The following is a 22,762-nucleotide window of genomic DNA, read 5'->3' on the forward strand; positions in this document are numbered from 1 at the left end:
GCGCCGCCCGGTCGGTCCTACATCGGTCCCGTTGCTCCCGTTGGTCACACGAAGCGGCGCAGATGCCACAATGCGCGATCAGCGTTAAACTGGCGCCATCCCGTAGAGAGTGTTGAACATGTCCTCTTTTGCAGAAATGATTCAAAACATCACCCCTGATGTGTATGAGAGCCTCAAGCTGGCGGTCGAAATCGGTAAATGGTCCGATGGCCGCAAACTGACCCAGGAGCAGCGCGAGCTGTCGATGCAGGCGTTGATCGCCTGGGAAGTGCGCAACCTGCCCGAAGACCAGCGCACCGGTTACATGGGCCCGCAAGAGTGTTCGTCCAAGTCTGCGCCGATTGCCAATATCCTGTTCAAGTCGGATGCCATCCATTGATTGAACTGGGTCGTGGTGCTGTCAACAAGATGTCGGCGCGTCAAGGTGACGCGCCGTTTGTGCAATATGCCTTTCGCCTGGGCGATGCTGAAATTGCGGTCAACCCGCTGATCGGCAAGACCCTGCGCCTGGAGTTTCTGGGCGCCATTCATTGCAGCAATTGCGGGCGCAAGACCAAGTCCAGCTACAGCCAGGGCTATTGCTACCCGTGCATGACCAAGCTGGCGCAGTGTGATGTCTGCATCATGAGCCCGGAGAAATGCCATTACCATGCAGGCACCTGCCGCGATCCGTCCTGGGGCGAGCAGTTCTGCATGACCGACCACATCGTTTATCTGGCCAATTCGTCCGGGGTCAAGGTCGGCATCACCCGCGCCACCCAGTTGCCGACCCGCTGGCTCGACCAGGGCGCCAGCCAGGCGCTGCCGATCCTGCGCGTGGCCACCCGTCAGCAGTCCGGCTTTGTCGAAGACCTGCTGCGCAGCCAGGTCGCCGACCGCACCAACTGGCGCGCGCTGCTCAAGGGCGATGCGCAACCGGTTGACCTCAAGGCCATTCGCAGCGAGCTTTTCGAACACTGTGGCGCCGGCCTTGCCGCGTTGCAGGAACAGTTTGGCCTGCAGGCCATCCAATTGCTGCACGATGCCGAGCCGCTGGAGTTCCGCTACCCGGTCGAGGCGTACCCGACCAAGATCGTCAGCTTCAATCTGGACAAGAATCCGATCGCTGAAGGCACGTTGCTGGGCATCAAGGGCCAGTACCTGATCTTCGACACCGGCGTCATCAATATTCGCAAGTACACGGCCTATCAACTGGCCGTACTTCAGTAATAAGGATTTTCCGCATGCGCACCGAACAACCGCAAGTGATCCATCTGAAGGACTATCAGGCGCCCGAGTACCTCATCGACGAGACGCACCTGACCTTCGAGCTGTTCGACGACCACACGCTGGTCCATGCGCAACTGGTGATGCGCCGCAACCCTGAGCGCGGCGCCGGCCTGCCGCCGCTGGTGCTCGACGGCCAGCATCTGGAGCTGCTGTCGCTGCAACTGGACGACAGCGAACTGAGCGCCGCCGATTATCAGTTGAGCGACAGCCACCTGACTGTGCAGCCCAAAGCCGAGCAGTTCACCCTCGACAGCACGGTGCGCATTCACCCGGAAACCAACACCGCGCTGGAAGGCCTGTACAAGTCCAGCGGCATGTTCTGCACCCAGTGCGAGGCCGAAGGCTTTCGCAAGATCACCTATTACCTCGATCGCCCGGACGTGATGAGCAGCTTCACCACCACGGTCAGCGGCGACAAGCAGAAGTACCCGATCCTGCTGTCCAACGGCAACCCGATCGCCAGCGGCCAGGAAGACGACGGCCGCCACTGGGCGACCTGGGAAGACCCGTTCAAGAAGCCGGCCTACCTGTTCGCGTTGGTGGCCGGTGACCTGTGGTGCATCGAAGACACCTTCACCACCCGCAGCGCGCGTGAAGTGACCCTGCGCATCTATGTCGAGCCAGAAAACGTCGACAAGTGCCAGCACGCCATGGACAGCCTGAAGAAATCCATGCGCTGGGACGAAGAAGCCTACGGTCGCGAGTACGACCTCGACATCTTCATGATCGTGGCGGTCAACGACTTCAACATGGGCGCGATGGAGAACAAGGGCCTCAATATCTTCAACTCCAGCGCCGTGCTGGCCCGCGCCGAAACCGCCACCGATGCCGCTCACCAGCGCGTCGAGGCCATCGTCGCCCACGAATACTTCCACAACTGGTCGGGCAACCGCGTGACCTGCCGCGACTGGTTCCAGTTGTCGCTCAAGGAAGGCTTCACCGTGTACCGCGATTCCGGTTTCTCGGCCGACATGAACTCGGCCACGGTCAAGCGTATCCAGGACGTGGCGTACCTGCGTACCCACCAGTTCGCCGAAGACGCCGGCCCCATGGCCCACGCCGTGCGCCCGGACAGCTTTATCGAGATCTCCAACTTCTACACCCTGACCGTGTACGAAAAGGGTTCGGAAGTGGTCGGCATGATCCACACCCTGCTGGGCGCCGAAGGTTTCCGTAAAGGCAGCGACCTGTATTTCGAGCGCCACGACGGCCAGGCCGTGACCTGCGATGATTTCGTCAAGGCCATGGAAGACGCCAATGGCGTGGACTTCACCCAGTTCAAGCGCTGGTACAGCCAGGCCGGCACGCCGCGCCTTGAAGTCAGCGAGCACTACGACGCCACGGCGCGCACCTACAGCCTGACCTTCCGCCAGAGCTGCCCGATGACCCCGGACAAGCAGGAAAAACTGCCGTTCGTGATCCCGGTGGCGCTCGGCCTGCTGGACGCCGAAGGCAATGAAATCGCCCTGCGCCTGGACGGCGAAGCGGCGGCCGTCGGCACCAGCCGCGTGCTGTCGGTGACCGAGACCGAACAGACGTTCACCTTCGTCGACATCGACGCACAACCGCTGCCTTCGCTGCTGCGCGGCTTCAGTGCGCCGGTCAAACTGAGCTTCCCGTACAACCGCGATCAGTTGATGTTCCTGATGCAGCACGACAGCGACGGCTTCAACCGCTGGGAAGCCGGCCAGCAACTGTCGGTGCAGGTGCTGCAAGACCTGATCGGCCAGCATCAACAAAGCCAGCCGCTGGTCATCGATCAGCGCCTGATCACCGCGCTGGGTACGGTATTGGCCGATGAGCAACTGGACCAAGCCATGGTCGCCGAAATGCTCTCGCTGCCAGGCGAGGCGTACCTGACTGAAATCAGCCAGGTGGCCGATGTCGATGCGATTCATGCCGCCCGCGAATTTGCCCGCAAGGAAATTGCCAGCGGCCTGTTCGACAGCCTGTGGGCGCGCTACCAGGCCAACCGCGAAGTGTCGCGCAAGACCGCTTACGTGGCAGAGGCCGAGCATTTTGCCCGTCGTGCCTTGCAGAACATTGCCCTGTCGTACCTGATGCTCAGCGAAAAACCGGAAGTGCTGGCCGCAGCCATCGACCAGTTCGACACCAGCGACAACATGACCGAGCGCCTGACCGCGCTGGCGGTACTGGTCAACTCGCCGTTCGAGCAGGAGCGTGCCCAGGCACTGGCGGTGTTCGCCGAGAACTTCAAGGACAACCCTCTGGTCATGGACCAATGGTTCAGCGTCCAGGCCGGCAGCACCCAGCCCGGCGGTCTGGCGCGGGTCAAGGCGTTGATGGAGCACCCGGCGTTCAACATCAAGAACCCCAACAAGGTGCGGGCCCTGATCGGCGCGTTTGCCGGCCAGAACCTGATCAACTTCCATGCGGCGGACGGCTCCGGTTATCGCTTCCTGGCCGATATCGTCATTCAGCTCAACGGCTTCAACCCGCAAATCGCCTCGCGCCAGTTGGCGCCGCTGACCCGCTGGCGCAAATACGACAGCGCCCGCCAGGCGCTGCTCAAGGCCGAGCTGGAGCGGATTCGCAGCTCAGGTGAGTTGTCGTCCGATGTGTATGAAGTGGTGAACAAGAGCCTGGCTGATTAACTGGCTCTGAACAATGGAAAGGCGTTATCCGTTATGGCGGGTAACGCCTTTTTTGTTGAAAGTCTGGCACTGACCCCTGTAGGAGCGCGCTCTGCCCGCGACCGAGTGCGTTAGCGCTCGCAAAATCTCGGAAACGCTGAAAATTTACGACTGCTAACGCAGCCGGTCGCGGTGGTCTGGCATTCCGGCAGAGCGCGCTCCTACAGATTAATGCCGATCAGTTAAGCCGGATTTCGCCAGTTTTCAAGACTGGCGCTGTGTTTGTAGGAGGGAGCTCTGCTCGCGATGAGGCCAGTAAAACCGGCACATTTGTAGCGGCTGTACCACAGCATTCGCCAGCAGAGACGGATCGCCGCCCGCTCCCTCCTACAGATCCGTGTTGCCCTTAACTGATCGGCATTACTCCTACAGATCAGGTTCAGCATGTGAGAGGTGTGATGAACCCTGCAAAAATCCTCACATGTGAGGGGTTTCGGGTTTTTGAAACATCTGTTAGCGTGCGTGTCAGTTGTGCAAGCAAAACAAGGGAGGAGTGCCCATGCCTCGCAAGACCGGAGGCGAGAACCCTTCGGGAACCGGCAAGACCACTAAAAGCTCGACCGACTATATGCGCGAAATGCGTCAGCGCCTCAAGGAGGCGGGTCTGGTCAAACGCGAATTCTGGATCCGGCCCGAGAACACCGACGCTTTACGGGGTATCGAGAAGGCCCTGCGACAGCCCTTCCTCGGCACACGAATCAAACTGGAGGATTTCATGACCGAGAACGCCAACTGGACCATTCATTCGTTGCACAAATCCCTGGCCGAGCTGGACCTGGTGGTTCAAGGCCAGATCGAACTGAGCCTGACCGACGCCAGCGATCACGGCATTCGCCTGACGCTGCGTGAGTTCGGCGACTTGCCGGTGTACTTGGCGGTGGTGGGCGACCAGATCCTGGCCGACACCACGCTGATTGAAGTCAGTCGCATCAAAAACACTGCCGCCTTTAACGAAGTCGTGCTGCGCAGCCGTGACCTGTTCCCGCTGTCGTCGGTGGGGATCGAGCAACTGGCCGACGGCCAGGAAGTCTACTGCCTGTTCGGCGCCCTGAGCGCCGCCTCCAGCCTGACCGTGATCGTGCAGGAAATCCTCACCCTGGCGGACAACGTGATCCGTGCGGCCGAGGCCTTCGAAGACCACTTTATCGACTGAAACGGCCCGCTGGCCGTTCTGGAGAAACACCTACATGAGCACAAGCATCTGGAAAAAACTGGTCACTGCCGTCCGTGGTGGTGCCTCTGAAGTCGGCGAGGCAGTCATCGATGCCAACGCCCTGCGCATTCTCGATCAGGAAATCCGTGACGCCGACAGCGCCCTGGTCAAGGCCCGCGAAGGCCTGATCGGCATCAAGGCCAAGCACAAGCTGTCGACCCAGCGCCTTGACGAGCACAACAGCAACATCACCAACTGGGAAAACCGCGCCTTGCAGGCCCTGAACAAGGGTGAAGAAGGCCTGGCCGGCGAATGTGCGGCCAAGATCGCCGAAATCGAAGCCCTGCGCGATCAGGAGAAGGCACTGGCCGACCAGTTCGGCAAGCAGGTCGCTCTGTTGCAAGAGCAGGTGGTCAAGGCTGAAGCGCGGATTCGCGGTCTCAAGCAGCAGGTCGAAATGGCCAAGGCGCGCGAAACCGTACAACGCGCCCGCGTTGCCACAGCCAATGCCACTGGCGGCGCCAATGGTGCGGTCGAAACCGCCGTCGGTTCGCTGGCGCGGCTCAAGCAACGTCAGGATGAGCAGGACGCCAAGCTGGAAGCGGCTGAAGAACTGGCCAATCAGTCCAGCGGCGGTGACCTTGAGCGTCGCCTGCAAGACGCCGGCATCGGTGCGCGCAGCGGCGGTGCCGATGACGTGCTGGCGCGGTTAAAGGCTAAAAGCCAGACCCCGCAATAATTGGCACTCTCGATACGCTTTCGCCTGATCCTCGGCCTGTCGCTGTTGATGGTCGGGGTACAACTGGTCAATGCGTTCAGCGGCTACAGCCTGGTCCAGCACGGTATCTTGCCGCGCACGTTGTGGGGCTTGCAGGGTCTGGTGTTTGCGCCGCTGTTGCATGGCTCGTTCGCGCATTTGCTCAGCAACCTGTTGCCGTTCATGGTGCTCAGCTGGCTGGTGGCGACCGAAGGCGTCAAGCGTTATGCGTGGGTGGTGGCGCTGGTGTGTCTGCTGGGCGGCGGGCTGGTCTGGCTGTTCGGGCGCACCAGCCTGCATGTTGGCGCCAGTGGTCTGATCTTCGGCTTGTGGGCGTATTTGCTGGCCCGGGTCTGGTATCAGCGCAGTTTCGCCAGCCTGCTGGTGGCGCTGGTGACATTGGTCGCCTACAGCGGTCTGATCATGGGTTTTGTGCCCATGCCCGGCGTGTCGTTCGAGTCGCACATCGCCGGTGCAGTGGCCGGTGTGATCGTCGCCCGATTGATGCATGCCAAAGGCGAACAGGGTTAATTTCAAGCGTTTCCTTCAAATGTCTCAAGGAGCGGTGCGATGAGTTGGTTCAAACGGGTAATGGGCCTGGAAGCGCCCAAACCCTCAGGCAAGCAGGCAGGTTCGGCGACTGCCTCCAGCCCTCTGGGATTGCGCAGCGGCAATATGCTGTGCCTGGATTCCTCGCTCAAACTCCTGCTGGACGGCCATTCGCAGGTCGAGCTGCCCGGTGACGAGAAGGTCTGGGCCGTGGGCGAGATCGATCTGGGCCAGGCCATGGTCTTGCGGCGTTTCTATCTGGATGACGAAGACTATTTTCTCCAGGTGCTCAGCAACGGGCCGCTGGCCGAAGATATTCAGGACATCATCCTGTTCGGCTACTACAGCGCCACGCCGATCAACAGCCGCGACGAGCTGTTGCGCCTGACCGGCCCGGCCTCGAAAATCGGCCTGCCGACCTTCGAGCACGAGGGCGAAGTCTTCGAGCGCCAGTGGGGCACCGAGACCGGCCAGACCGAACTCACGCCCATGGACGAACAGGTGGTCAGCCCCGACAGCGCTTACCGCGTCAAGCACCTGAGCATGTTGTACGCCCGTGAAACCGGGTTGATCGATCGCCGCGAGTTTCTGCTGTTCTCGGTCGAAGAGGACGAGGAGGGCAATATCAGCCTGACCACGGCGGTGGGCGTCACGCTGCAATCCACCGATATCACTGTTCTATAAAAACGGCCTTAAAAGAAAAGGAAATCTTCATGCTCGACGCGCTGCAATTGTCGCTCAATGCCCCGGCGGTCCTGGGCTTCATCCTCTACATCCTGGTAGCGGCCCTGCTGTTTGCGGTGTTTCAGTTCATCTACAGCCGGGTCACGCCGCACAAGGAATTCGCCCTGATTCGCGACAACAACAGCGCAGCAGCGCTGGCGCTGGGCGGTTCGCTGATCGGTTTCGCCTTGCCGGCCAGCAATGTCATTGCCTACAGCATCAACATCCTCGATGTCGTGGTCTGGGCGCTGATTGCCGCCGTGGTCCAGCTGCTGGCTTTCGGTGCTACCAGCCTGGTGCTCAAGGGCCTGTCGGTGCGGATTGCCAAGGGCGAAATGGCCGCAGCGATCTACGCGGCCAGCGTGGCCATCAGCGTCGGCATGCTCAATGCGGCGTGCATGACGCCTTCGGTCTGAGTCAGGGAGATCACCATGAGACGCAGTTCAGCCAAACTCGTGCTGGTCAGCGCGCTGCCGCTGGCGCTCAGTGCCTGCGGCGACTCGGACGAAAAGCCGAATTTCACCGCCAAGACCACATTCAATTCGGTGCAGGAATGCTCCGAGGCCAAGGTGCCGGTGGACGTCTGTTCCGACGCCTACATGGAAGCCCTGGCCGACCACCGCCGCATCGCGCCGGTCTACGATGACAAGGCCTCCTGCGATGCCGATTTCGTCGCTGACTACTGCCAGGTCAACTCCGACGGCAAATACACGCCGAAACTGGGCGGTTTCGAGTTGTCGTTCGCCGGCAACGTACCGCAACAGACGCTGGACCAGGCCAATCAGCAGATTGCCCAGGCCAACAGCGGCGCCACCAGCAATCTGCTCACCGGCCTGTTGATCGGCCATCTGCTCAGCAACGGCTTCGGCAACAACAGCCGTTATTACGCGCAACCGGTGTACATGGGGCGCGATGATCGCGGCGGTTATTACAACTCGTCGCTGTACACGCACATTGACCGCGGCAAGACCTTCAGCCGCTCGACTCAAGCCCGCTACAGCACTGAAAAGACCTACAACAAGTCGACCCTGGGCCGTAACCTCGGTGGCGGCTCGTCGGTGTCGTCGACCGTGTCGCGCGGCGGCTTCGGCAGCCAGGCCACGGCACGCAGCGGCTGGGGCGGCAAGAGCAGTAGCAGCAGCCGTTCCAGTTTCGGCGGTTAAGGGCAGCGTATGAAGCGGATCAGCATCGAAGAGCGTCCCGACTGGCGTGCCACCGCCGAACGTGAAGGTTTTGACTTTCACACCATCGACGGCGAGCGCTATTGGGACGAGCGCCATTACTACCAGTTCAATGAACAGCAGATCACCCGTGACCTTGAGGCGCCGACCCAGGAGCTGCACCAGATGTGCCTGGATGCGGTCGCGCGGGTGGTCGACAGCGAGGCGCTGCTACGGCAACTGGCGATTCCCGAGGCCTTCTACGATCTGATCCGCCGCTCGTGGAAAGACGGCCACCGCCATCTTTACGCCCGCTTCGATTTTGCCTATGACGGCATGGGGCCGGCGAAGATGTATGAAATCAACGCCGACACGCCCACCAGCCTGATGGAGGCTGCCGCCTTTCAATTGCTGTGGCTGGACGAACAGATCGAGCGCGGTGTGTTGCCGGCGCATGCCAGCCAGTTCAATGCCATCGCCGAAGATCTGGTCACGGCGCTCGAGCCGTTCAAGGGTCCGGCACCGTTTTACTTCTCCGCGATGTCAGGTTCTGCCGAAGATCGTGGCACCACCGAATTCATGCGGCGCATGGCCGCGCATGCCAGCATCGACACCCGGCACATCGATGTCGAAGACATTGGTCTGGACAGCCAGGGTCGCTTCGTCGACCTGCAAGGCCGCCCGATCGAGCGCCTGTTCAAGCTGCATGCGTGGGAGCATATCTTCCACGAGCCCTTCGGCCAGCATGTCGCTGCCAGCGGCACACGCTTTGTCGAGCCGGCCTGGAAGGCCATCTTGAGCAACAAGGGCATTTTGCCGTTGCTGTGGCAGTTCAATGAAGGCCATCCCAACCTGCTGGAATCGTTTGTCGACGCAAACCCGACACGCGCGGTGCCCAAGGGCTGGGTGCGCAAACCGTTTTTCTCCCGCGAAGGCGCCAACATCGAGATCCGCACGCCGGGCGACGAAGTGATTGCCGAAGACGGGCCGTACACCGACGCGCCCTACATCCTGCAGGCGTACTCGCCGCTGCCCCGGTTTGGTGAGAGCTATACACTGGTGGGTTCATGGGTGATGGGCGATATGGCATCAGGAATCGGTATCCGCGAAGACGACAGTCTGATCACCAAGGACAGCAGCCGCTTTTTGCCACATGTTGTAATAGATTAAGCGGCGGGTTTGCCCCTGGATTTGGCCGTTGCATACCGTTCATCCCGGCTACACTCGTGCTTGCTCCGGCGTGTCCGGTATCAGAACAACAACAGGGAGTGGTCCATGAGCGATGCTTTGCGGCGGTGTATCTGTCTGTTCGTTGTCTGTCTGGCGCCTGGATTACTCAGTGCCGCCGAATCTGAAACCTGGTCCATCGAATCGAGCAAAGCCGCCAACACCCTGCTGCTGGATGTCGCCCAGGCCGGCTCCCGACTGGTCGTGGTGGGTGACCACGGCCATATCCTTTATTCCGACGATCAGGGCCAGCACTGGCAACAAGCCAAGGTGCCGACGCGTCAGTTACTCACTGCGGTGTATTTCGTCGATCAGCAGCATGGCTGGGCGGTGGGCCATGATGCACAGATTCTCGCCAGCAGCGACGGTGGCCAGAGCTGGAACAAACAGTTCGAAGACCTGAGCCGTGAGGCGCCGTTGCTGGATGTCTGGTTTCAGGACCTGAACACCGGCTTTGCCGTTGGCGCCTATGGGGCCTTGTTGACCACGGTCGATGGCGGCAAGCACTGGAGTGATGTCAGCGAGCGCCTGGACAACGAAGACCAGTACCACCTCAATGCCATCGCTGCCGTGCGTGATGCCGGCCTGTTTATCGTCGGCGAAGCGGGCGGCATGTACCGCTCGCGCGATAACGGTGTCAGTTGGGAAAAACTGCAAAGTCCTTATCAGGGCTCATTGTTCGGCGTGATCGGCACCTCCAGCCCGCAAACGCTGCTGGTCTATGGGCTGCGCGGCAATCTGCTGCGTTCCAGCGACTTTGGCGACACCTGGAGCCGCATCGAGCTACAGGCCGGGCGCGGGCCGCTGGAAGCCAGCCTGACCGGCGCAGATTTGCTGGCCGATGGTTCGCTGGTGCTGGTCGGCAACGGCGGCAGTGTGCTGCGCAGCCAGGACGATGGCCACAGTTTCAAAGTGTTCAATCGCCCTGACCGCATTGCCCTGTCCAGCGTGACCGGCAATGCCCAGGGTCAACTGATTCTGGTCGGGCAGGGCGGCGTACGCTCAGGCCTGGCCAACGGTGCCACACCACAATAAGAACGCGAACAAGGATGGCAGGCATGAGCGAGTCTACGCATTCCCGGCAGCAGTCCGATGAACAGGCCACGTTGCTTGAGCGCCTGATCTTCAATAATCGCCCCACCGTGATCGTGCTTTGTCTGCTGGCCAGTCTGGTGCTGTTCTGGCAAGCCTTGCAGGTTCGGCCCTCGACCAGTTTCGAGAAGATGATCCCGCTCGCGCACCCCTACATTCAGAACATGCTGGCGCACCGTAATGACCTGGGCAATCTGGGCAATACCGTGCGTATCTCGGTGGAGGCCACCGAGGGCGATATTTTCTCGCGGGCGTACATGGACACCCTGCGCAGCATTCATGACGAGGCGTTTTACATTCCTGGCGTCGACCGCTCGGGCCTCAAGTCGCTGTGGAGCCCCAGCGTGCGCTGGACCGAGGTTACCGAAGAGGGCTTTGCCGGCGGGGAGGTGATTCCCAAGACCTATGACGGCTCCGACGACAGCCTGGAGCTGCTGCGCAATAACGTGCTCAAGTCCGGGCAGGTCGGGCGGCTGGTGGCCAACGATTTCCGCTCGAGCATCGTCGAGATGCCGTTGCTGGAAGCCTACCCGGACCCGAACGATCAGGGCACCTTGCTCAAGCTCGATTACCAACAGTTCTCCCATCAGCTCGAAGAAAAGATCCGCGACAAATACCAGGCCCAAAACCCGCAGATCAAGGTGCATATCGTCGGCTTTGCCAAGAAGGTCGGCGACCTGATCGATGGCCTGTTCATGGTCGTGGCGTTTTTCGCCATCGCCTTTGTCATCACCCTGGTGCTGCTGATCTGGTTCACCCGCTGCGTGCGCAGCACCATCGCCGTGCTCAGTACCACGATGATTGCGGTATTGTGGCAACTGGGCCTGATGCATGTGGTCGGTTTTGGTATCGACCCGTATTCGATGCTGGTGCCGTTTCTGATCTTTGCCATCGGTATTTCTCATGGCGTGCAGAAGATCAACGGCATCGCCCTGCAATCGAGCGAAGCCGACAACGCCCTGACCGCGGCGCGGCGCACGTTCCGCCAGTTATTTCTGCCGGGCATGATTGCGATTCTGGCCGATGCGGTGGGGTTCATTACCCTGTTGATCATCGACATCGGCGTCATCCGCGAGCTGGCCATCGGTGCTTCGATCGGCGTCGCGGTCATCGTGTTCACCAACCTGATTCTGCTGCCGGTGGCGATTTCCTATGTCGGCATCAGCCGCAAGGCGGTCAGCCGCAGCAAGCAGTACGCAGTGTCGGAGCATCCGTTCTGGCGCCTGTTGTCGAACTTTGCCAGTCCCGGCGTGGCGCGTGTTTCTGTGCTCCTGGCCTTGCTGGCCTTTGCCGGCGGGCTCTGGTACAGCCAGAACCTGAAGATCGGCGATCTTGATCAAGGCGCGCCAGAGCTGCGCCCGGACTCGCGCTACAACCAGGACAACGCCTTTATCATCGCGCATTACTCGACCAGCTCGGACGTGCTGGTGGTGATGGTCAAGACCCCGCCCGAAGGCTGCTCGGCCTACACGACGCTGGAGGCGATGGGCGAGCTGGCGTGGAAGATGGAAAACACCCCGGGCGTGCAGTCGACGGTGTCGCTGGTCAACGTCTCGCGTCAGGTGATCAAGGGCATGAACGAGGGCAGTCTGAAATGGGAGACCCTGTCGCGTAACAAGGATGTGCTCAACAGCTCGATTGCCCGCGCCGAAGGCCTGTACAACACCGACTGCTCGCTGGCGCCGCTGCTGATCTTTCTCAACGACCACAAGGCCGAAACCCTGGACCGTGCGGTGCAGGCGGTGCAAGCCTTTGCCGATCAGCACCAGGACCCGCAGCTTCAATTTCTGCTGGCGGCTGGCAATGCCGGGATCGAGGCAGCGACCAATCAGGTGATCAAGCAATCGGAGTTTCTGATTCTGCTGCTGGTTTACCTGTGCGTGGCCGGTATGTGCATGATCACCTTCCGTTCGTGGGAGGCCACCTTGTGCATCGTCTTGCCGCTGGTGCTGACCTCGGTACTCGGCAATGCGCTGATGGCGCTGCTGGGCATTGGCGTCAAGGTCGCGACCTTGCCGGTGATTGCTCTGGGCGTGGGGATCGGCGTCGATTACGGCATTTATATCTACAGCCGCCTCGAAAGCTTTCTGCGTGCCGGGCTGCCGTTGCAGGAGGCCTATTACGAAACCCTCAAGTCCACCGGCAAGGCGGTGCTGTTTACCGGCTTGTGCCTGGCGATTGGCGTGTGCACCTGGATCTTCTCGGCCATCAAGTTCCAGGCCGACATGGGCCTGATGCTGACCTTCATGCTGCTGTGGAACATGTTCGGCGCGCTGTGGCTGTTGCCGGCACTGGCGCGGTATCTGCTCAAACCGGAAAAGATGCCCGGCAAGGTTGGCCATTCGCTGTTTTCCCATTGAGTGGCTATGATGGCGACCTTTTTCCCGATACCCCGTGAGTGCTCATGACCACCTCTACCTTCCTGCAAACCCTGCAAGCGACCACCCTGCTCGAAATCGACGGGCTATATGCCTCCGGTTTCAGCCTCGAAAACGGTCTGCAGATCGAATGCATGGATGGTCGCGCCCGCAAGGTCTGGACCTTCAGCGCCGAACAGGTGCAGGCCGCAGCCTTCGACGAGTCGCTGCAAAGCTGGGTGATCAACGACGGTGAGTCCGATCACCGCGTGGTCTGCCTGGACGCCTTCAGTCCGAGCGATGACGAGGATGCCGATCTGGATTGATCCAGATCAGTCTTTTGTTATTGCTCAACCACTAGACTCGCCCGGCGTGCCGACCTTGCTGCTGCGCAGCGGGTCGCCATCGGGCGGTAGGGTGCCTGGATAATCGTTCCAGCCACTACACACGGACGTGCTTGCCTTTTCTTGCCTCGATCACGGGGCAACGACGTTTCATGCACTGGCTTTGGCCGGTTGCTGCGCTTCATGAAATCGAGCGAACAAGAAAACAGGGAATTGTTAATGTCTACTCACGGTGCGTTGAGTCGCGTGCGGCTGCTGCCGACCTTTCTGGGTGCGTTACTGCTGGTGTTGGGGCTGGTCAAACTGATCGCCGGCTACAAACTGGCCAGCCTCGGCAGCTCGTTCTACTACCCTTTGTCCGGGTTGGGTCTGGCGTTATGCGGAATCCTGCTGCTGATGGCCCTGCGCCTGGCGATCTGGTGGTTCACCCTGTGTTTGTCACTGTGCACGGTCTGGTCGTTGTGGGATGTGGGCCTGGACCGTCAGCAACTGATGCCGCGCCTGTTTATCTGGTTCCTGATCGGCCTGGTGCTGCTATGGCCTGCGGTGCGCAAAGGCCTCAAACCCATGCGCCGACCTTTCTCCATCGGTCACCTGGTCGTGGCGCTGGCGCTGACCGGTATTTCTCTTGACCCGTTGGCGCAGATCCGCCAATACAGCCCGGATTATCGAGGGCTGGCGGCGCTGTTGATTCCGAGCATGGATGTGATGCCGCTGGCGCTGGAGGGGGCGACGGCGCGGGGGCCTGAGGGGTAGTGTTGAGCCGCAGTGGTTGCAGTTGGTTTAGGTCAGAGCAGTTCGTCGGCGTTTTGTGCAATCACTGCTTCAGCTACTGAATCGAAAAATTGCCGTGTGATGCTGAAAAAAGGACTTAACCGGCCATTGACTGGAACAAGATCAACGCCTGCAAGGCAATGCAGGTCCATATCTTGCTGAAGGTGCCGGTCATACTCGGTGTCCAGTTCATCCCACCAGTTTTTACGCAAGTTGAGCAGGTAAGGGCTGTTCAGATTGAGCAGGTCAATGGTGTAGCGGGCGCGCTCCGCATCCAAGGGTGACAAGCCGTCAGCGGGCACTACACGACCATCGGATAGATAAGTGAAATAGCGGGCGCTGTCGGCTTGGTGACATGAAATAAAACGAGTCGTATCGACTGTGTTCGACTTGCCGCTGGCATGTCCGCCGAATAGCTCTGCGCGTTGTGCCTTGAACGATTGCAGATCATTTGCACTGTCCAGAGCGCACGCGGCCAGATTGGCGTATTCAAATGTTCGCTGCGGGCGCTGGCTTTTGTTTTCGACATGCTCGATATGAAAACCCAGATCCTCCAGGTCAGCGCGAATTTCGCTGTAGCAACACAGATGGTATTGCTCTTCACGTAAAGCATTCAAAACGGCTTGTTTGTGGCTGAAGCTGCTCCAGCGTCTGGAGGCTGCCTGAGACGTTGTTGGTGGGGTGGCATGTGAACGTTCAAGTTGATAAGGACCATTGCCTGCCTTGCGAATCGACCTCATTTTTTCAGAGCCTTCTGCCGCGTGATGCTGCGTTTCAAGCGCTGGAGCTGCGGATGTTGAATGCCCAGAGCGTCGGTCAGCTTCTGCATCAATTCAAGCGCGGCAGGATCATCGTGGCGACCCTTGTCAACCCATTCGGTGAGTTGCAGCAAATCCTGCTTTTCATCGACAGGAGGTTGAGGGTCGACCTGCATGACGCTATGAAGCACGCTGTTACTTGGTTCTCCATAGGTCATTGCCAACGGTGCAGAGGCGGTTAGCCGGCCTTGTGCATCCTTGCCAATGACCCGGATATTTTCCTTGCGCACGGTACTGAGCACTTGTGGACTATGCGTGGTGACAATGAACTGCATGGCCGGAAACGCGGTGCGAAGCGCGCCAGCGATGGTTTGTTGCCATGCCGGGTGAAGGAACATGTCCACTTCATCGATCAGCGCCACGCCGGGTGTCTTGAGTGGCGCCTGCTCGCCCAGTTGCGGGTTGAGCTTGCAGGCACGGAAGGCCATGTCGGCAACCAGTGCAATCGCATTACGCAGGCCGTCGCTGAGCATTTCTACAGGTAGCACGCCTTGCTCTGCATGGTGCATGACCAGTTGCTGACGGTGACTGGCGCTGTACTCAAGGCTGTGCCAACCCGTAGATGCCTTGAGCAATGCGTCTATAGCCGTCTTGATGGCGGCAATGGTCTGGGCGATGTGTTTGCCGGGTTCGGAAATTTCAGTGCCTTTTTCCAGGGCAATGAGTTGTATTTCACGATAACTGCGATAAACCCAGCCATACCATGCGGTGAATGTCTTGAAGCTGGATGTATAAGCCAGGCAATTGAGATAGCCGGAGGTTCGCGAGTATTCGGTGATATCCAGCGTGGTCTGCGCGGCAGCCGAACTGAACCGGCCCTCGAACCAGAGCCTGGAGGTGCCCAGGTAAGTCACCATCGGCAGAATGACTGGCTGGTCCTTGCGCACCTGGTCTTGAAGCTGCTTGCCATAGGCTGTCAGCGCTTTAGCGTTGCTGTCGCTGAGCGAGTTGGTGGATTTTTTAAGGCTCACACGTTCCTGTCGCCAGTGATGCTGGCCGGCACCACTGCCCCAGTCTCCCCACGCTTCGATAGAGCAGGGGCTTTGAGGCTCCATATTGCCACTGCTCAACTGGGCGAGGCGCACATCTTCAGTCTGGATAGTGGCTGCTTTTCCAGTCTGGCTGCCCAGATCGAATCCTTTTACAAAGGGCCATAACGCCACCCGGGCAGCGTCCAGAATCGTCGTCTTGCCACCACCATTGGAGGCAATGAGCACGGTCAGATCGGGATGCAGATCGATCTCAAGTTCGTCGAAACAGCGATAGTTGCGGATCCGCAGCTTGTCGAGCTTCACGGCATGTTCCTCGGTACGATCAATTGCTCAGGCATGAAACCATGCGCCTTTCTGTTGCGGTTGGCACAGCATAGTAAATACAAGTCGCGAAAATGCCAGACAAAGTCATGACCCGATGCTTCAAACGTTCGGCCTTCTAAACCTTGGCCGGATTGGTGTTGTCTCACGTTGAAGCTTGAACGCCATGCAATGAAAAACCAACAATCAAAGGAGGCTATCATGATCCGCTCATTCATCACCGGGCTGGCATTGGCCAGTGCATTAGGCAGCGTTTCGATACAGGCTCAAGGCATGTCAGATTCAGATTTACTGGTCGGCACCTACACTCAGGGCGCCAGTCAGGGCATTTACCGCATGGGCTTCGACAGCCAGACCGGGCTGATCGAGATCAAGCCGCGACAGATCGTACAGGCCGATAACCCGTCCTGGCTGACCGTGTCGCGTGAGGGTAATTACCTGTTTGCGGTCAACGAAAACGGGCCGGGGCAGCGGGATGAGCGGGGCAAGGTCAGCAGTTACTTGATCGATCCGGCCACGCGAGCGCTCACCGCGATCAATCAGGTCGCCAGCCAGAGCGACGAGCCGACTCATTCAAGCCTGAGCCTCGATCAGCGCTTTCTGTTTGTCGCCAATTACGCGGTGCAGTCCACGCCAGGCGGCCTGCTGGCAGTGGTGCCGGTCGGCGAGGGCGGGCAACTCGGTGATGTGGTGCAGACACTGGGCCCTAACCCGCCGAGCAAGGTCAACCGTGAACGTCAGGGTTCGTCGCATGTGCACGCGGTGGTGCCAAGCCCGGATGGCCGCTACGTGATGGCCGCAGATCTGGGGGCTGACCGCTTGTATGTTTACCGCTATCACAGCGACCGTGCCCAACCGCTCGAACGCGCTCCGGCGCCTGAAGTGGTGTTACCCAAGGGCAGCGGGCCACGGCATTTGCTCTTCAGTCAGGATGGCCGGCATGCCTGGCTGACCCTGGAAATGTCTGCGCAAGTGGCGGTGTTCGATTATCAGAACGGTGTATTTCGGCGAACCCAGCTGGTCGACCTGAAAACCGCCGGTGTGCAGCAAAGCCACGGCGCCAGCGGCCTGCATGCATCGCCAGACGGGCGCTTTCTGTATGTGGCCAATCGCGGCGATGCCAATCAGTTGCTGGTGTTCAGCATCGATGCGGCCAACGGCACACTCAAGGAAGTCCAGCGGCGTTCGGTGGAGGGGCGTGAGCCGCGCGAGTTCAGTATCGACCCCAGCGGCCGGTTTCTGTTGATCGCCAACCAGAAGAGCAATCAGATCGTCACCCTGCGCCGCGATCCGCAGACCGGCCGGTTGGGCGATATCGTCCAGGTGCTGGATTTCGACTCGCCTTCTTCCCTGGTATTTCTGCCGGCTGCCAAGTGATAACGGCTCTGGCCCGCGTGTTACGGGGCCTGGGCTTACTATCAATCGCACTGATAGAAGCTAGTGCCACAAAAGATTTTTGCAACAACCGCCTCGGGAGTAAGTTTGATCCATGGCCAACACGGTCCGGAACCTGAAACCACTTCCGAGGAATTACCCATGAACTTCAATATGTTTTCCATCATTGCCGCATCGGCCATCTCTGCCACCGTCGCGCTGCCTGCCAGCGCCAGTTCGGAAGTTGCCGAAAAAAGACTGCACGCCTCCCAGACCCAGAGCTACACCCCGCAATACCTGCAACAAAGCGCCAACTTCTATGCGGCGCTGGATCACAAGAGCGTTAAATGAAGCACCGTTGACAATGAAGCTTTCGCGAGCCTGTTAGCCCACTTTCCTGGCGACCCCTGTCCATTACGCGGCAGACAACGCAGACCTCGTCGGCCAGCCTGCTCGCGAAAGCTTCGCCTCTGTTTTCAGAAACACCCTTATTTTCGTCATCCCCGCAGGGTACTCTCTGGCGGGGATGTTTTTTTGTGCGAACGAAAGATTAAACGTTCAGGTTTTTCAGGCATCAATACTAGTGATCGCTGGTATGCAAAGACATGCTTTCTCATGGATCAACCTTTCAAGCACTCTGGTGCCACAGAAAGACGAGGAACTCAAACATGGCCACTGCACTGCTTCATTCGATCAAACAAGGCGCCTGGATTGCCATTGCCTTGTACGTGGTGTTCATTGCCGTGGTCACGGTGACCAGCATGAACCCGACCTTGAGCCCGTCGCAGGCGCCCGTCGTGGTACACAGCGCAGAACCGGCAACGGCACAGCATGCTTCCTGATCGGCACCCATAAAAAACCCCGCACGAGTGCGGGGTTTTTTATTACGCCGGGTCAGTCGATCAAGCTTGAACGACCGGGATGTTGGCGTTGGCTGCCGCTTCACGGAATTCGGCAATCTGGTCGAAACTCAGGTAGCGATACACGTCCGCTGCCATGGTGTCGATCTGCTTGGCGTATTCCATGTACTCCTCGACGGTCGGCAGGCGACCCAGGATCGAGGCAACCGATGCCAGCTCGGCCGAAGCCAGGTAGACATTGGCGCCGTCGCCCAGACGGTTCGGGAAGTTACGGGTCGAGGTCGAGACCACGGTAGAGTTCGGCTCTACACGTGCCTGGTTACCCATGCACAGCGAGCAGCCCGGCATTTCCATGCGCGCGCCGGCCTTGCCGTAGATGCCGTAGTAGCCTTCTTCGGTCAGCTGGTGAGCGTCCATCTTGGTCGGCGGCGACAGCCACAGACGAGTTGGCAACTGGCCTTTGACCTTGTCCAGCAACTTGCCCGCTGCACGGAAGTGACCGATGTTGGTCATGCACGAACCGATGAACACTTCGTCGATCTTCTCGCCCTGTACGGAGGAGAGCAGGCGGGCGTCATCCGGATCGTTCGGGGCGCAGAGCACAGGCTCCTTGATGTCCGCCAGGTCGATCTCGATGATCTCGGCGTATTCGGCGTCCGGGTCGGCAGCCAGCAGTTGCGGGTTGGCAATCCAGGCTTCCATCGCCTGCGCACGACGCTCCATGGTCCGCACATCGCCGTAGCCTTCGCTGATCATCCAGCGCAGCAGGGTGATGTTCGATTGCAGGTACTCGGCAATCGGTTTTTCCGGCAGCTTGATGGTGCAACCGGCAGCGGAGCGCTCGGCCGAGGCGTCGGACAGTTCGAATGCTTGCTCGACCGTCAGTTCGTCCAGACCTTCGATTTCCAGGATGCGACCCGAGAAGGCGTTGATCTTGCCTTTCTTCTCGACAGTCAGCAGACCCTTCTGGATGGCGACGTAAGGGATGGCATGGACCAGATCACGCAGGGTGATACCGGGTTGCATCTTGCCTTTGAAGCGCACCAGGATCGACTCGGGCATGTCCAGCGGCATCACGCCGGTGGCGGCGGCGAAGGCGACCAGGCCAGAACCGGCCGGGAAGGAAATGCCGATCGGGAAGCGGGTGTGCGAGTCGCCGCCAGTGCCGACAGTGTCAGGCAGCAGCATGCGGTTCAGCCAGCTGTGGATGATGCCGTCGCCAGGACGCAGGGACACGCCGCCACGGGTGCGGATGAAATCCGGCAGGGTGTGGTGGGTGGTGACGTCGATCGGCTTTGGATAAGCCGCAGTGTGGCAGAACGACTGCATGACCAGATCGGCGGAGAAGCCCAGGCACGCCAGGTCCTTGAGTTCGTCGCGGGTCATCGGGCCGGTGGTGTCCTGAGAACCGACGGTGGTCATCTTCGGTTCGCAGTAAGTGCCCGGGCGCACGCCTTTGCCTTCGGGCAGGCCGCACGCCTTGCCGACCATCTTCTGCGCCAGGGTGTAACCCTTGCCGGTGTCGACCGGCGCTTCAGGCAGCTTGAACAGGTCGGTCGGGCCCAGGCCCAGTTCGGCACGGGCCTTTTCGGTCAGGCCACGGCCGACGATCAGCGGAATACGGCCACCGGCGCGGACTTCGTCCAGCAATACAGGGGTCTTGAGTTCGAAGGTGGTGATGACTTCTTCGCTGTCGTGCTTGCAGACCTTGCCCTGATGCGGGTACAGGTCGATCACGTCACCCATGTTGATGTTCGAGACATCGAATTCAATCGGCAGGGCGCCGGCGTCTTCCATGGTGTTGTAGAAAATCGGCGCGATCTTGGTGCCGAAGCAGAAACCGCCGGCACGCTTGTTCGGCACGTACGGAATGTCGTCGCCGAAGAACCACAGCACGGAGTTGGTTGCCGATTTACGCGAGGAGCCGGTACCGACTACGTCACCTACGTAAGCGACCGGAAAGCCATCGCCGTACATCTGGGCGATCTGCTTCATCGGGCCGATGGAGCCTTGCGCGTCAGGTACGATGCCTTCACGGGCCATTTTCAGCATGGCCAGTGCATGCAACGGGATGTCCGGGCGCGACCAGGCGTCGGGCGCAGGCGACAAGTCATCGGTGTTGGTTTCGCCGGTGACCTTGAATACGCGCAGGCTGATCTTGTCGGCCAGGGTCGGGCGCTTCTTGAACCACTCGCCATCGGCCCACGATTGCAGTACGGCCTTGGCATTGGCGTTGCCGGCCTTGGCTTTTTCAGCCACATCGTGGAAGGCATCGAACATCAGCAGGGTGTGCTTGAGCTGTTCGGCAGCGACAGCACTCAGGTCGGCGTCGTCGAGCAGTTCGACCAGGGTGGCAATGTTGTAGCCGCCCTGCATGGTGCCCAGCAGTTCGGTGGCGCGTTTTTTGTCGATCAGTGGCGAGGTGGCTTCGCCCTTGGCCAGAGCCGACAGGAAACCGGCCTTGACGTAGGCAGCTTCGTCAACGCCTGGTGGAACGCGGTTGGTGATCAGGTCGACAAGGAAAGCTTCTTCGCCAGCCGGGGGATTCTTCAGCAGCTCGACCAGGCCTGCGGTTTGTTCGGCGTTAAGCGGCTGGGGCACGATGCCCTGGGCGGCACGCTCTTCGATATGTTTACGGTAGGCTTCAAGCACAGTATTACCCTCATCAGTGGTCCCAAATAGGGTGTCCGGGACGCTCATCCAGAAATTTTCCGTAGCCTGCGCATGTGAGTGCTTTTTGAGCACCCTGGCCAGGGTAGCGGCAATTCCTTACGAAGCTGTTTTCAAAGTTTTACGCCTGCTGAACGGCTGGGTGGGACAGTCGGTCGGCCATTCGTGATGAGGGAATGGCCGGGCCGACACCGGACGGCTGGAAAACTTGACTGTGCTCGTGACGCTTTGAAAACAGCTTCCGACGGACATTGGCGCCTTAAAAGGCCCGATGATTCTACGGCAAAACTTCGGCAAAGGTAAGTTAGGCCCTACATCTTCTGGGGTGACCCTGGTTAGACAAAGGGCTAACATGGCGCCTCGTTCCACCAGTTGCTGCCTGCCGCTCATGCCTGATCAAATCATCAAAACGCCTTGCATAGGCCTGTGTTCGACGGTCTTTGGCGATCGTGTGTGCCGGGGTTGCAAGCGTTTTCACCATGAAATCGTCAACTGGAATGCTTACAACGAAGACGAAAAGCGTGCCGTGTGGATGCGCCTGGAGCAGTTGCTGGTGCAGGTCATGACCGCCAAGCTCGAAGTGTTCGATGCCGAAAAACTGCGCGGGCAATTGATCCAGCGCAAGATCCGTTTTGTCGCGCACCAGTCCGAATATTGCTGGGCCTACCAGTTGATCGCCCGTGGTGCGCGGGTGATCAACCAGGTCGAAGCCTATGGTTTCGTGCTGCTGCCGGAGTTTCGCGACTGGGGCCTGCCGGAGTTGCGCGACGCCATCGACCGCGAGTTTTTCCTGTTATCGGACGCGCACTACGACCGCTACATCGCCCCGTCCTTTTTGCGTGATGCATTGGGTAACTGACCTGGCGCACTCCGGCAAATGGCATCAACGCAAATGAGCAGCACCGCTTTCCTGACGGCTTGACCCGGATCAGCGTTTTTGTGTCGCGAGCGGTGCCTGCCGCTCGTATAATACGCCGCTTTGCCCAGCCGTCCTCGTGAGCCTATGTACCCGATCCCTGAAATCGAAGCCTTTCTGCTGTGCCGCACCCCCGATGCCTGGGTGCAGGCGGCGCTGCGCAATCTGGATATCCTGCTGATCGACCACGCCAACAACGAGAAGAAAGCGGCCGGCGCGGCGTTCCAGTTCATGTTCCAGTACAACGACAAGTTCGATCTGCAGGCCAAGATGTCACGCCTGGCGCGTGAAGAACTGCGCCATTTCGAGCAGGTCATCAGCCTGATCCGCAAGCGCAACATTCCCATGGCCAACATCAGCTCGGCGCGCTATGCCGGGGCTTTGCGCAAGCGGGTGCGCAATCACAACCCCTACCGGCTGACCGATGCACTGATTGTCGGTGCAATCGTCGAGGCGCGTTCGTGCGAGCGTTTTGCAGCGTTGGTGCCGCACCTGGACGAAGAGCTGTCGAAGTTCTACGCCAGCCTGCTCAAGTCCGAGTCCCGGCATTTTCAGGATTACCTGAAGCTGGCCTATGCCTACGGCGAAAAAGCCGATGTCGATGCCAAGATCGAAGAGATTCGCCAGGCCGAGCGCGAGCTGATCGAAAGCCCGGATGAAGATTTCCGCTTCCACAGCGGTGTGCCGGCTGCCGCATAACCCCCTCTGATTCAGCCAGAAACGACCGCCTCGCCGCCGGTCGTGTTTTTATT

At 59.7% G+C, this 22,762-nt stretch carries 22 protein-coding genes; 19 read left to right on the forward strand and 3 right to left on the reverse strand.

The window, feature by feature from the left end:
• The first annotated feature begins 118 nt into the window (after positions 1 to 118).
• The 14 genes from ACYP2A_RS22940 to ACYP2A_RS23005 all read left to right on the forward strand — a co-directional run bounded on the left by ACYP2A_RS22940 (position 119) and on the right by ACYP2A_RS23005 (position 14,041).
• Positions 119 to 379 carry a YeaC family protein gene (locus ACYP2A_RS22940; RefSeq protein ID WP_459748232.1) on the forward strand — a complete coding sequence of 87 codons (261 nt, stop codon included), beginning with the start codon at positions 119 to 121 and terminating at the stop codon, positions 377 to 379.
• On the forward strand, positions 376 to 1,209 hold the full coding sequence (locus tag ACYP2A_RS22945; RefSeq protein WP_459748233.1) for a DUF2797 domain-containing protein: 834 nt from the start codon (positions 376 to 378) through the stop codon (positions 1,207 to 1,209). Before ACYP2A_RS22940 ends, ACYP2A_RS22945 begins: the two co-directional genes overlap by 4 nt.
• Before the next feature lie 14 nt (positions 1,210 to 1,223).
• Complete coding sequence (pepN, locus tag ACYP2A_RS22950; RefSeq protein WP_459748234.1) at positions 1,224 to 3,884, forward strand: aminopeptidase N; 2,661 nt, start codon at positions 1,224 to 1,226, stop codon at positions 3,882 to 3,884.
• Positions 3,885 to 4,422: 538 nt separating this feature from the next.
• Complete coding sequence (locus ACYP2A_RS22955) at positions 4,423 to 5,076, forward strand: YjfI family protein (protein WP_459748235.1); 654 nt, start codon at positions 4,423 to 4,425, stop codon at positions 5,074 to 5,076.
• A gap of 34 nt (positions 5,077 to 5,110) precedes the next feature.
• Positions 5,111 to 5,815 carry a PspA/IM30 family protein gene (locus ACYP2A_RS22960; RefSeq protein ID WP_459748236.1) on the forward strand — a complete coding sequence of 235 codons (705 nt, stop codon included), beginning with the start codon at positions 5,111 to 5,113 and terminating at the stop codon, positions 5,813 to 5,815.
• The gene (locus ACYP2A_RS22965) at positions 5,816 to 6,364 is read left to right on the forward strand and encodes a rhomboid family intramembrane serine protease (protein ID WP_459748237.1); all 549 of its coding nucleotides are present in this window, start codon (positions 5,816 to 5,818) and stop codon (positions 6,362 to 6,364) included.
• A 39-nt stretch (positions 6,365 to 6,403) separates the two neighbouring features.
• On the forward strand, positions 6,404 to 7,066 hold the full coding sequence (locus tag ACYP2A_RS22970) for a DUF2491 family protein (RefSeq protein ID WP_459748238.1): 663 nt from the start codon (positions 6,404 to 6,406) through the stop codon (positions 7,064 to 7,066).
• A gap of 29 nt (positions 7,067 to 7,095) precedes the next feature.
• Positions 7,096 to 7,521 carry a DUF350 domain-containing protein gene (locus tag ACYP2A_RS22975; RefSeq protein ID WP_459748239.1) on the forward strand — a complete coding sequence of 142 codons (426 nt, stop codon included), beginning with the start codon at positions 7,096 to 7,098 and terminating at the stop codon, positions 7,519 to 7,521.
• 15 nt (positions 7,522 to 7,536) lie between these two features.
• Positions 7,537 to 8,268, forward strand: a complete 732-nt coding sequence (locus ACYP2A_RS22980; protein WP_459748240.1) for a DUF1190 domain-containing protein — start codon at positions 7,537 to 7,539, stop codon at positions 8,266 to 8,268.
• Between the two features lie 9 nt (positions 8,269 to 8,277).
• Complete coding sequence (locus ACYP2A_RS22985) at positions 8,278 to 9,435, forward strand: glutathionylspermidine synthase family protein (protein ID WP_459748241.1); 1,158 nt, start codon at positions 8,278 to 8,280, stop codon at positions 9,433 to 9,435.
• A 105-nt stretch (positions 9,436 to 9,540) separates the two neighbouring features.
• Positions 9,541 to 10,527: a WD40/YVTN/BNR-like repeat-containing protein gene (locus tag ACYP2A_RS22990; RefSeq protein WP_459748242.1), complete on the forward strand. Its 987-nt coding sequence runs from the start codon at positions 9,541 to 9,543 to the stop codon at positions 10,525 to 10,527.
• Positions 10,528 to 10,550: 23 nt separating this feature from the next.
• Positions 10,551 to 12,944, forward strand: a complete 2,394-nt coding sequence (locus ACYP2A_RS22995) for an efflux RND transporter permease subunit (RefSeq protein WP_459748243.1) — start codon at positions 10,551 to 10,553, stop codon at positions 12,942 to 12,944.
• Positions 12,945 to 12,988: 44 nt separating this feature from the next.
• Entirely contained in the window at positions 12,989 to 13,267 is a 279-nt protein-coding gene (locus ACYP2A_RS23000) for a DUF5629 family protein (RefSeq protein WP_459748244.1), read from the forward strand.
• Between the two features lie 237 nt (positions 13,268 to 13,504).
• The gene (locus tag ACYP2A_RS23005; protein ID WP_459748245.1) at positions 13,505 to 14,041 is read left to right on the forward strand and encodes a hypothetical protein; all 537 of its coding nucleotides are present in this window, start codon (positions 13,505 to 13,507) and stop codon (positions 14,039 to 14,041) included.
• Positions 14,042 to 14,073: 32 nt separating this feature from the next.
• On the opposite strand, the gene ACYP2A_RS23010 is transcribed toward ACYP2A_RS23005, so the two are convergent.
• Positions 14,074 to 14,799 carry a retron system putative HNH endonuclease gene (locus ACYP2A_RS23010; RefSeq protein WP_459748246.1) on the reverse strand — a complete coding sequence of 242 codons (726 nt, stop codon included), beginning with the start codon at positions 14,797 to 14,799 and terminating at the stop codon, positions 14,074 to 14,076.
• Entirely contained in the window at positions 14,796 to 16,172 is a 1,377-nt protein-coding gene (locus ACYP2A_RS23015) for an AAA family ATPase (protein ID WP_459748247.1), read from the reverse strand. The genes ACYP2A_RS23010 and ACYP2A_RS23015 overlap by 4 nt, the downstream gene beginning before the upstream one ends.
• A gap of 219 nt (positions 16,173 to 16,391) precedes the next feature.
• Between ACYP2A_RS23015 and ACYP2A_RS23020 the strand changes: the two genes are divergently transcribed.
• The 3 genes from ACYP2A_RS23020 (at position 16,392) to ACYP2A_RS23030 (ending at position 18,406) form a co-directional block, all read left to right on the forward strand.
• The gene (locus tag ACYP2A_RS23020) at positions 16,392 to 17,567 is read left to right on the forward strand and encodes a lactonase family protein (protein WP_459748248.1); all 1,176 of its coding nucleotides are present in this window, start codon (positions 16,392 to 16,394) and stop codon (positions 17,565 to 17,567) included.
• A 159-nt stretch (positions 17,568 to 17,726) separates the two neighbouring features.
• Positions 17,727 to 17,915, forward strand: coding sequence for a hypothetical protein (locus ACYP2A_RS23025; RefSeq protein WP_459748249.1), 189 nt, complete (start codon positions 17,727 to 17,729; stop codon positions 17,913 to 17,915).
• A 317-nt stretch (positions 17,916 to 18,232) separates the two neighbouring features.
• A complete protein-coding gene (locus ACYP2A_RS23030; protein WP_459748250.1) occupies positions 18,233 to 18,406 on the forward strand; it encodes a hypothetical protein in 174 nt (57 codons plus the stop codon).
• Positions 18,407 to 18,466: 60 nt separating this feature from the next.
• Here ACYP2A_RS23030 and acnB read toward each other — a convergent pair whose 3' ends face one another.
• Positions 18,467 to 21,076: a bifunctional aconitate hydratase 2/2-methylisocitrate dehydratase gene (gene acnB / locus ACYP2A_RS23035; RefSeq protein ID WP_459748251.1), complete on the reverse strand. Its 2,610-nt coding sequence runs from the start codon at positions 21,074 to 21,076 to the stop codon at positions 18,467 to 18,469.
• Between the two features lie 406 nt (positions 21,077 to 21,482).
• Here acnB and ACYP2A_RS23040 point away from each other — a divergent pair, with 406 nt between their 5' ends.
• Positions 21,483 to 21,953: a DUF1289 domain-containing protein gene (locus ACYP2A_RS23040; RefSeq protein WP_459748252.1), complete on the forward strand. Its 471-nt coding sequence runs from the start codon at positions 21,483 to 21,485 to the stop codon at positions 21,951 to 21,953.
• Positions 21,954 to 22,097: 144 nt separating this feature from the next.
• Positions 22,098 to 22,709: a MiaE family protein gene (locus tag ACYP2A_RS23045; protein ID WP_459748253.1), complete on the forward strand. Its 612-nt coding sequence runs from the start codon at positions 22,098 to 22,100 to the stop codon at positions 22,707 to 22,709.
• Positions 22,710 to 22,762: the final 53 nt, after the last annotated feature.

The organism is Pseudomonas sp. 3A(2025), from assembly GCF_054589175.1.

Coding starts and splice junctions, on each gene's coding strand:
- ACYP2A_RS22940 (WP_459748232.1), top strand. CDS start 119: ATGTCCTCTTTTGCAGAAATGATTCAAAACATCACCCCTGATGTGTAT.
- pepN (WP_459748234.1), top strand. CDS start 1,224: ATGCGCACCGAACAACCGCAAGTGATCCATCTGAAGGACTATCAGGCG.
- ACYP2A_RS22955 (WP_459748235.1), top strand. CDS start 4,423: ATGCCTCGCAAGACCGGAGGCGAGAACCCTTCGGGAACCGGCAAGACC.
- ACYP2A_RS22960 (WP_459748236.1), top strand. CDS start 5,111: ATGAGCACAAGCATCTGGAAAAAACTGGTCACTGCCGTCCGTGGTGGT.
- ACYP2A_RS22970 (WP_459748238.1), top strand. CDS start 6,404: ATGAGTTGGTTCAAACGGGTAATGGGCCTGGAAGCGCCCAAACCCTCA.
- ACYP2A_RS22975 (WP_459748239.1), top strand. CDS start 7,096: ATGCTCGACGCGCTGCAATTGTCGCTCAATGCCCCGGCGGTCCTGGGC.
- ACYP2A_RS22980 (WP_459748240.1), top strand. CDS start 7,537: ATGAGACGCAGTTCAGCCAAACTCGTGCTGGTCAGCGCGCTGCCGCTG.
- ACYP2A_RS22985 (WP_459748241.1), top strand. CDS start 8,278: ATGAAGCGGATCAGCATCGAAGAGCGTCCCGACTGGCGTGCCACCGCC.
- ACYP2A_RS22990 (WP_459748242.1), top strand. CDS start 9,541: ATGAGCGATGCTTTGCGGCGGTGTATCTGTCTGTTCGTTGTCTGTCTG.
- ACYP2A_RS22995 (WP_459748243.1), top strand. CDS start 10,551: ATGAGCGAGTCTACGCATTCCCGGCAGCAGTCCGATGAACAGGCCACG.
- ACYP2A_RS23000 (WP_459748244.1), top strand. CDS start 12,989: ATGACCACCTCTACCTTCCTGCAAACCCTGCAAGCGACCACCCTGCTC.
- ACYP2A_RS23005 (WP_459748245.1), top strand. CDS start 13,505: ATGTCTACTCACGGTGCGTTGAGTCGCGTGCGGCTGCTGCCGACCTTT.
- ACYP2A_RS23010 (WP_459748246.1), bottom strand. CDS start 14,799: ATGAGGTCGATTCGCAAGGCAGGCAATGGTCCTTATCAACTTGAACGT.
- ACYP2A_RS23020 (WP_459748248.1), top strand. CDS start 16,392: ATGATCCGCTCATTCATCACCGGGCTGGCATTGGCCAGTGCATTAGGC.
- ACYP2A_RS23025 (WP_459748249.1), top strand. CDS start 17,727: ATGAACTTCAATATGTTTTCCATCATTGCCGCATCGGCCATCTCTGCC.
- ACYP2A_RS23030 (WP_459748250.1), top strand. CDS start 18,233: ATGGCCACTGCACTGCTTCATTCGATCAAACAAGGCGCCTGGATTGCC.
- ACYP2A_RS23040 (WP_459748252.1), top strand. CDS start 21,483: ATGCCTGATCAAATCATCAAAACGCCTTGCATAGGCCTGTGTTCGACG.
- ACYP2A_RS23045 (WP_459748253.1), top strand. CDS start 22,098: ATGTACCCGATCCCTGAAATCGAAGCCTTTCTGCTGTGCCGCACCCCC.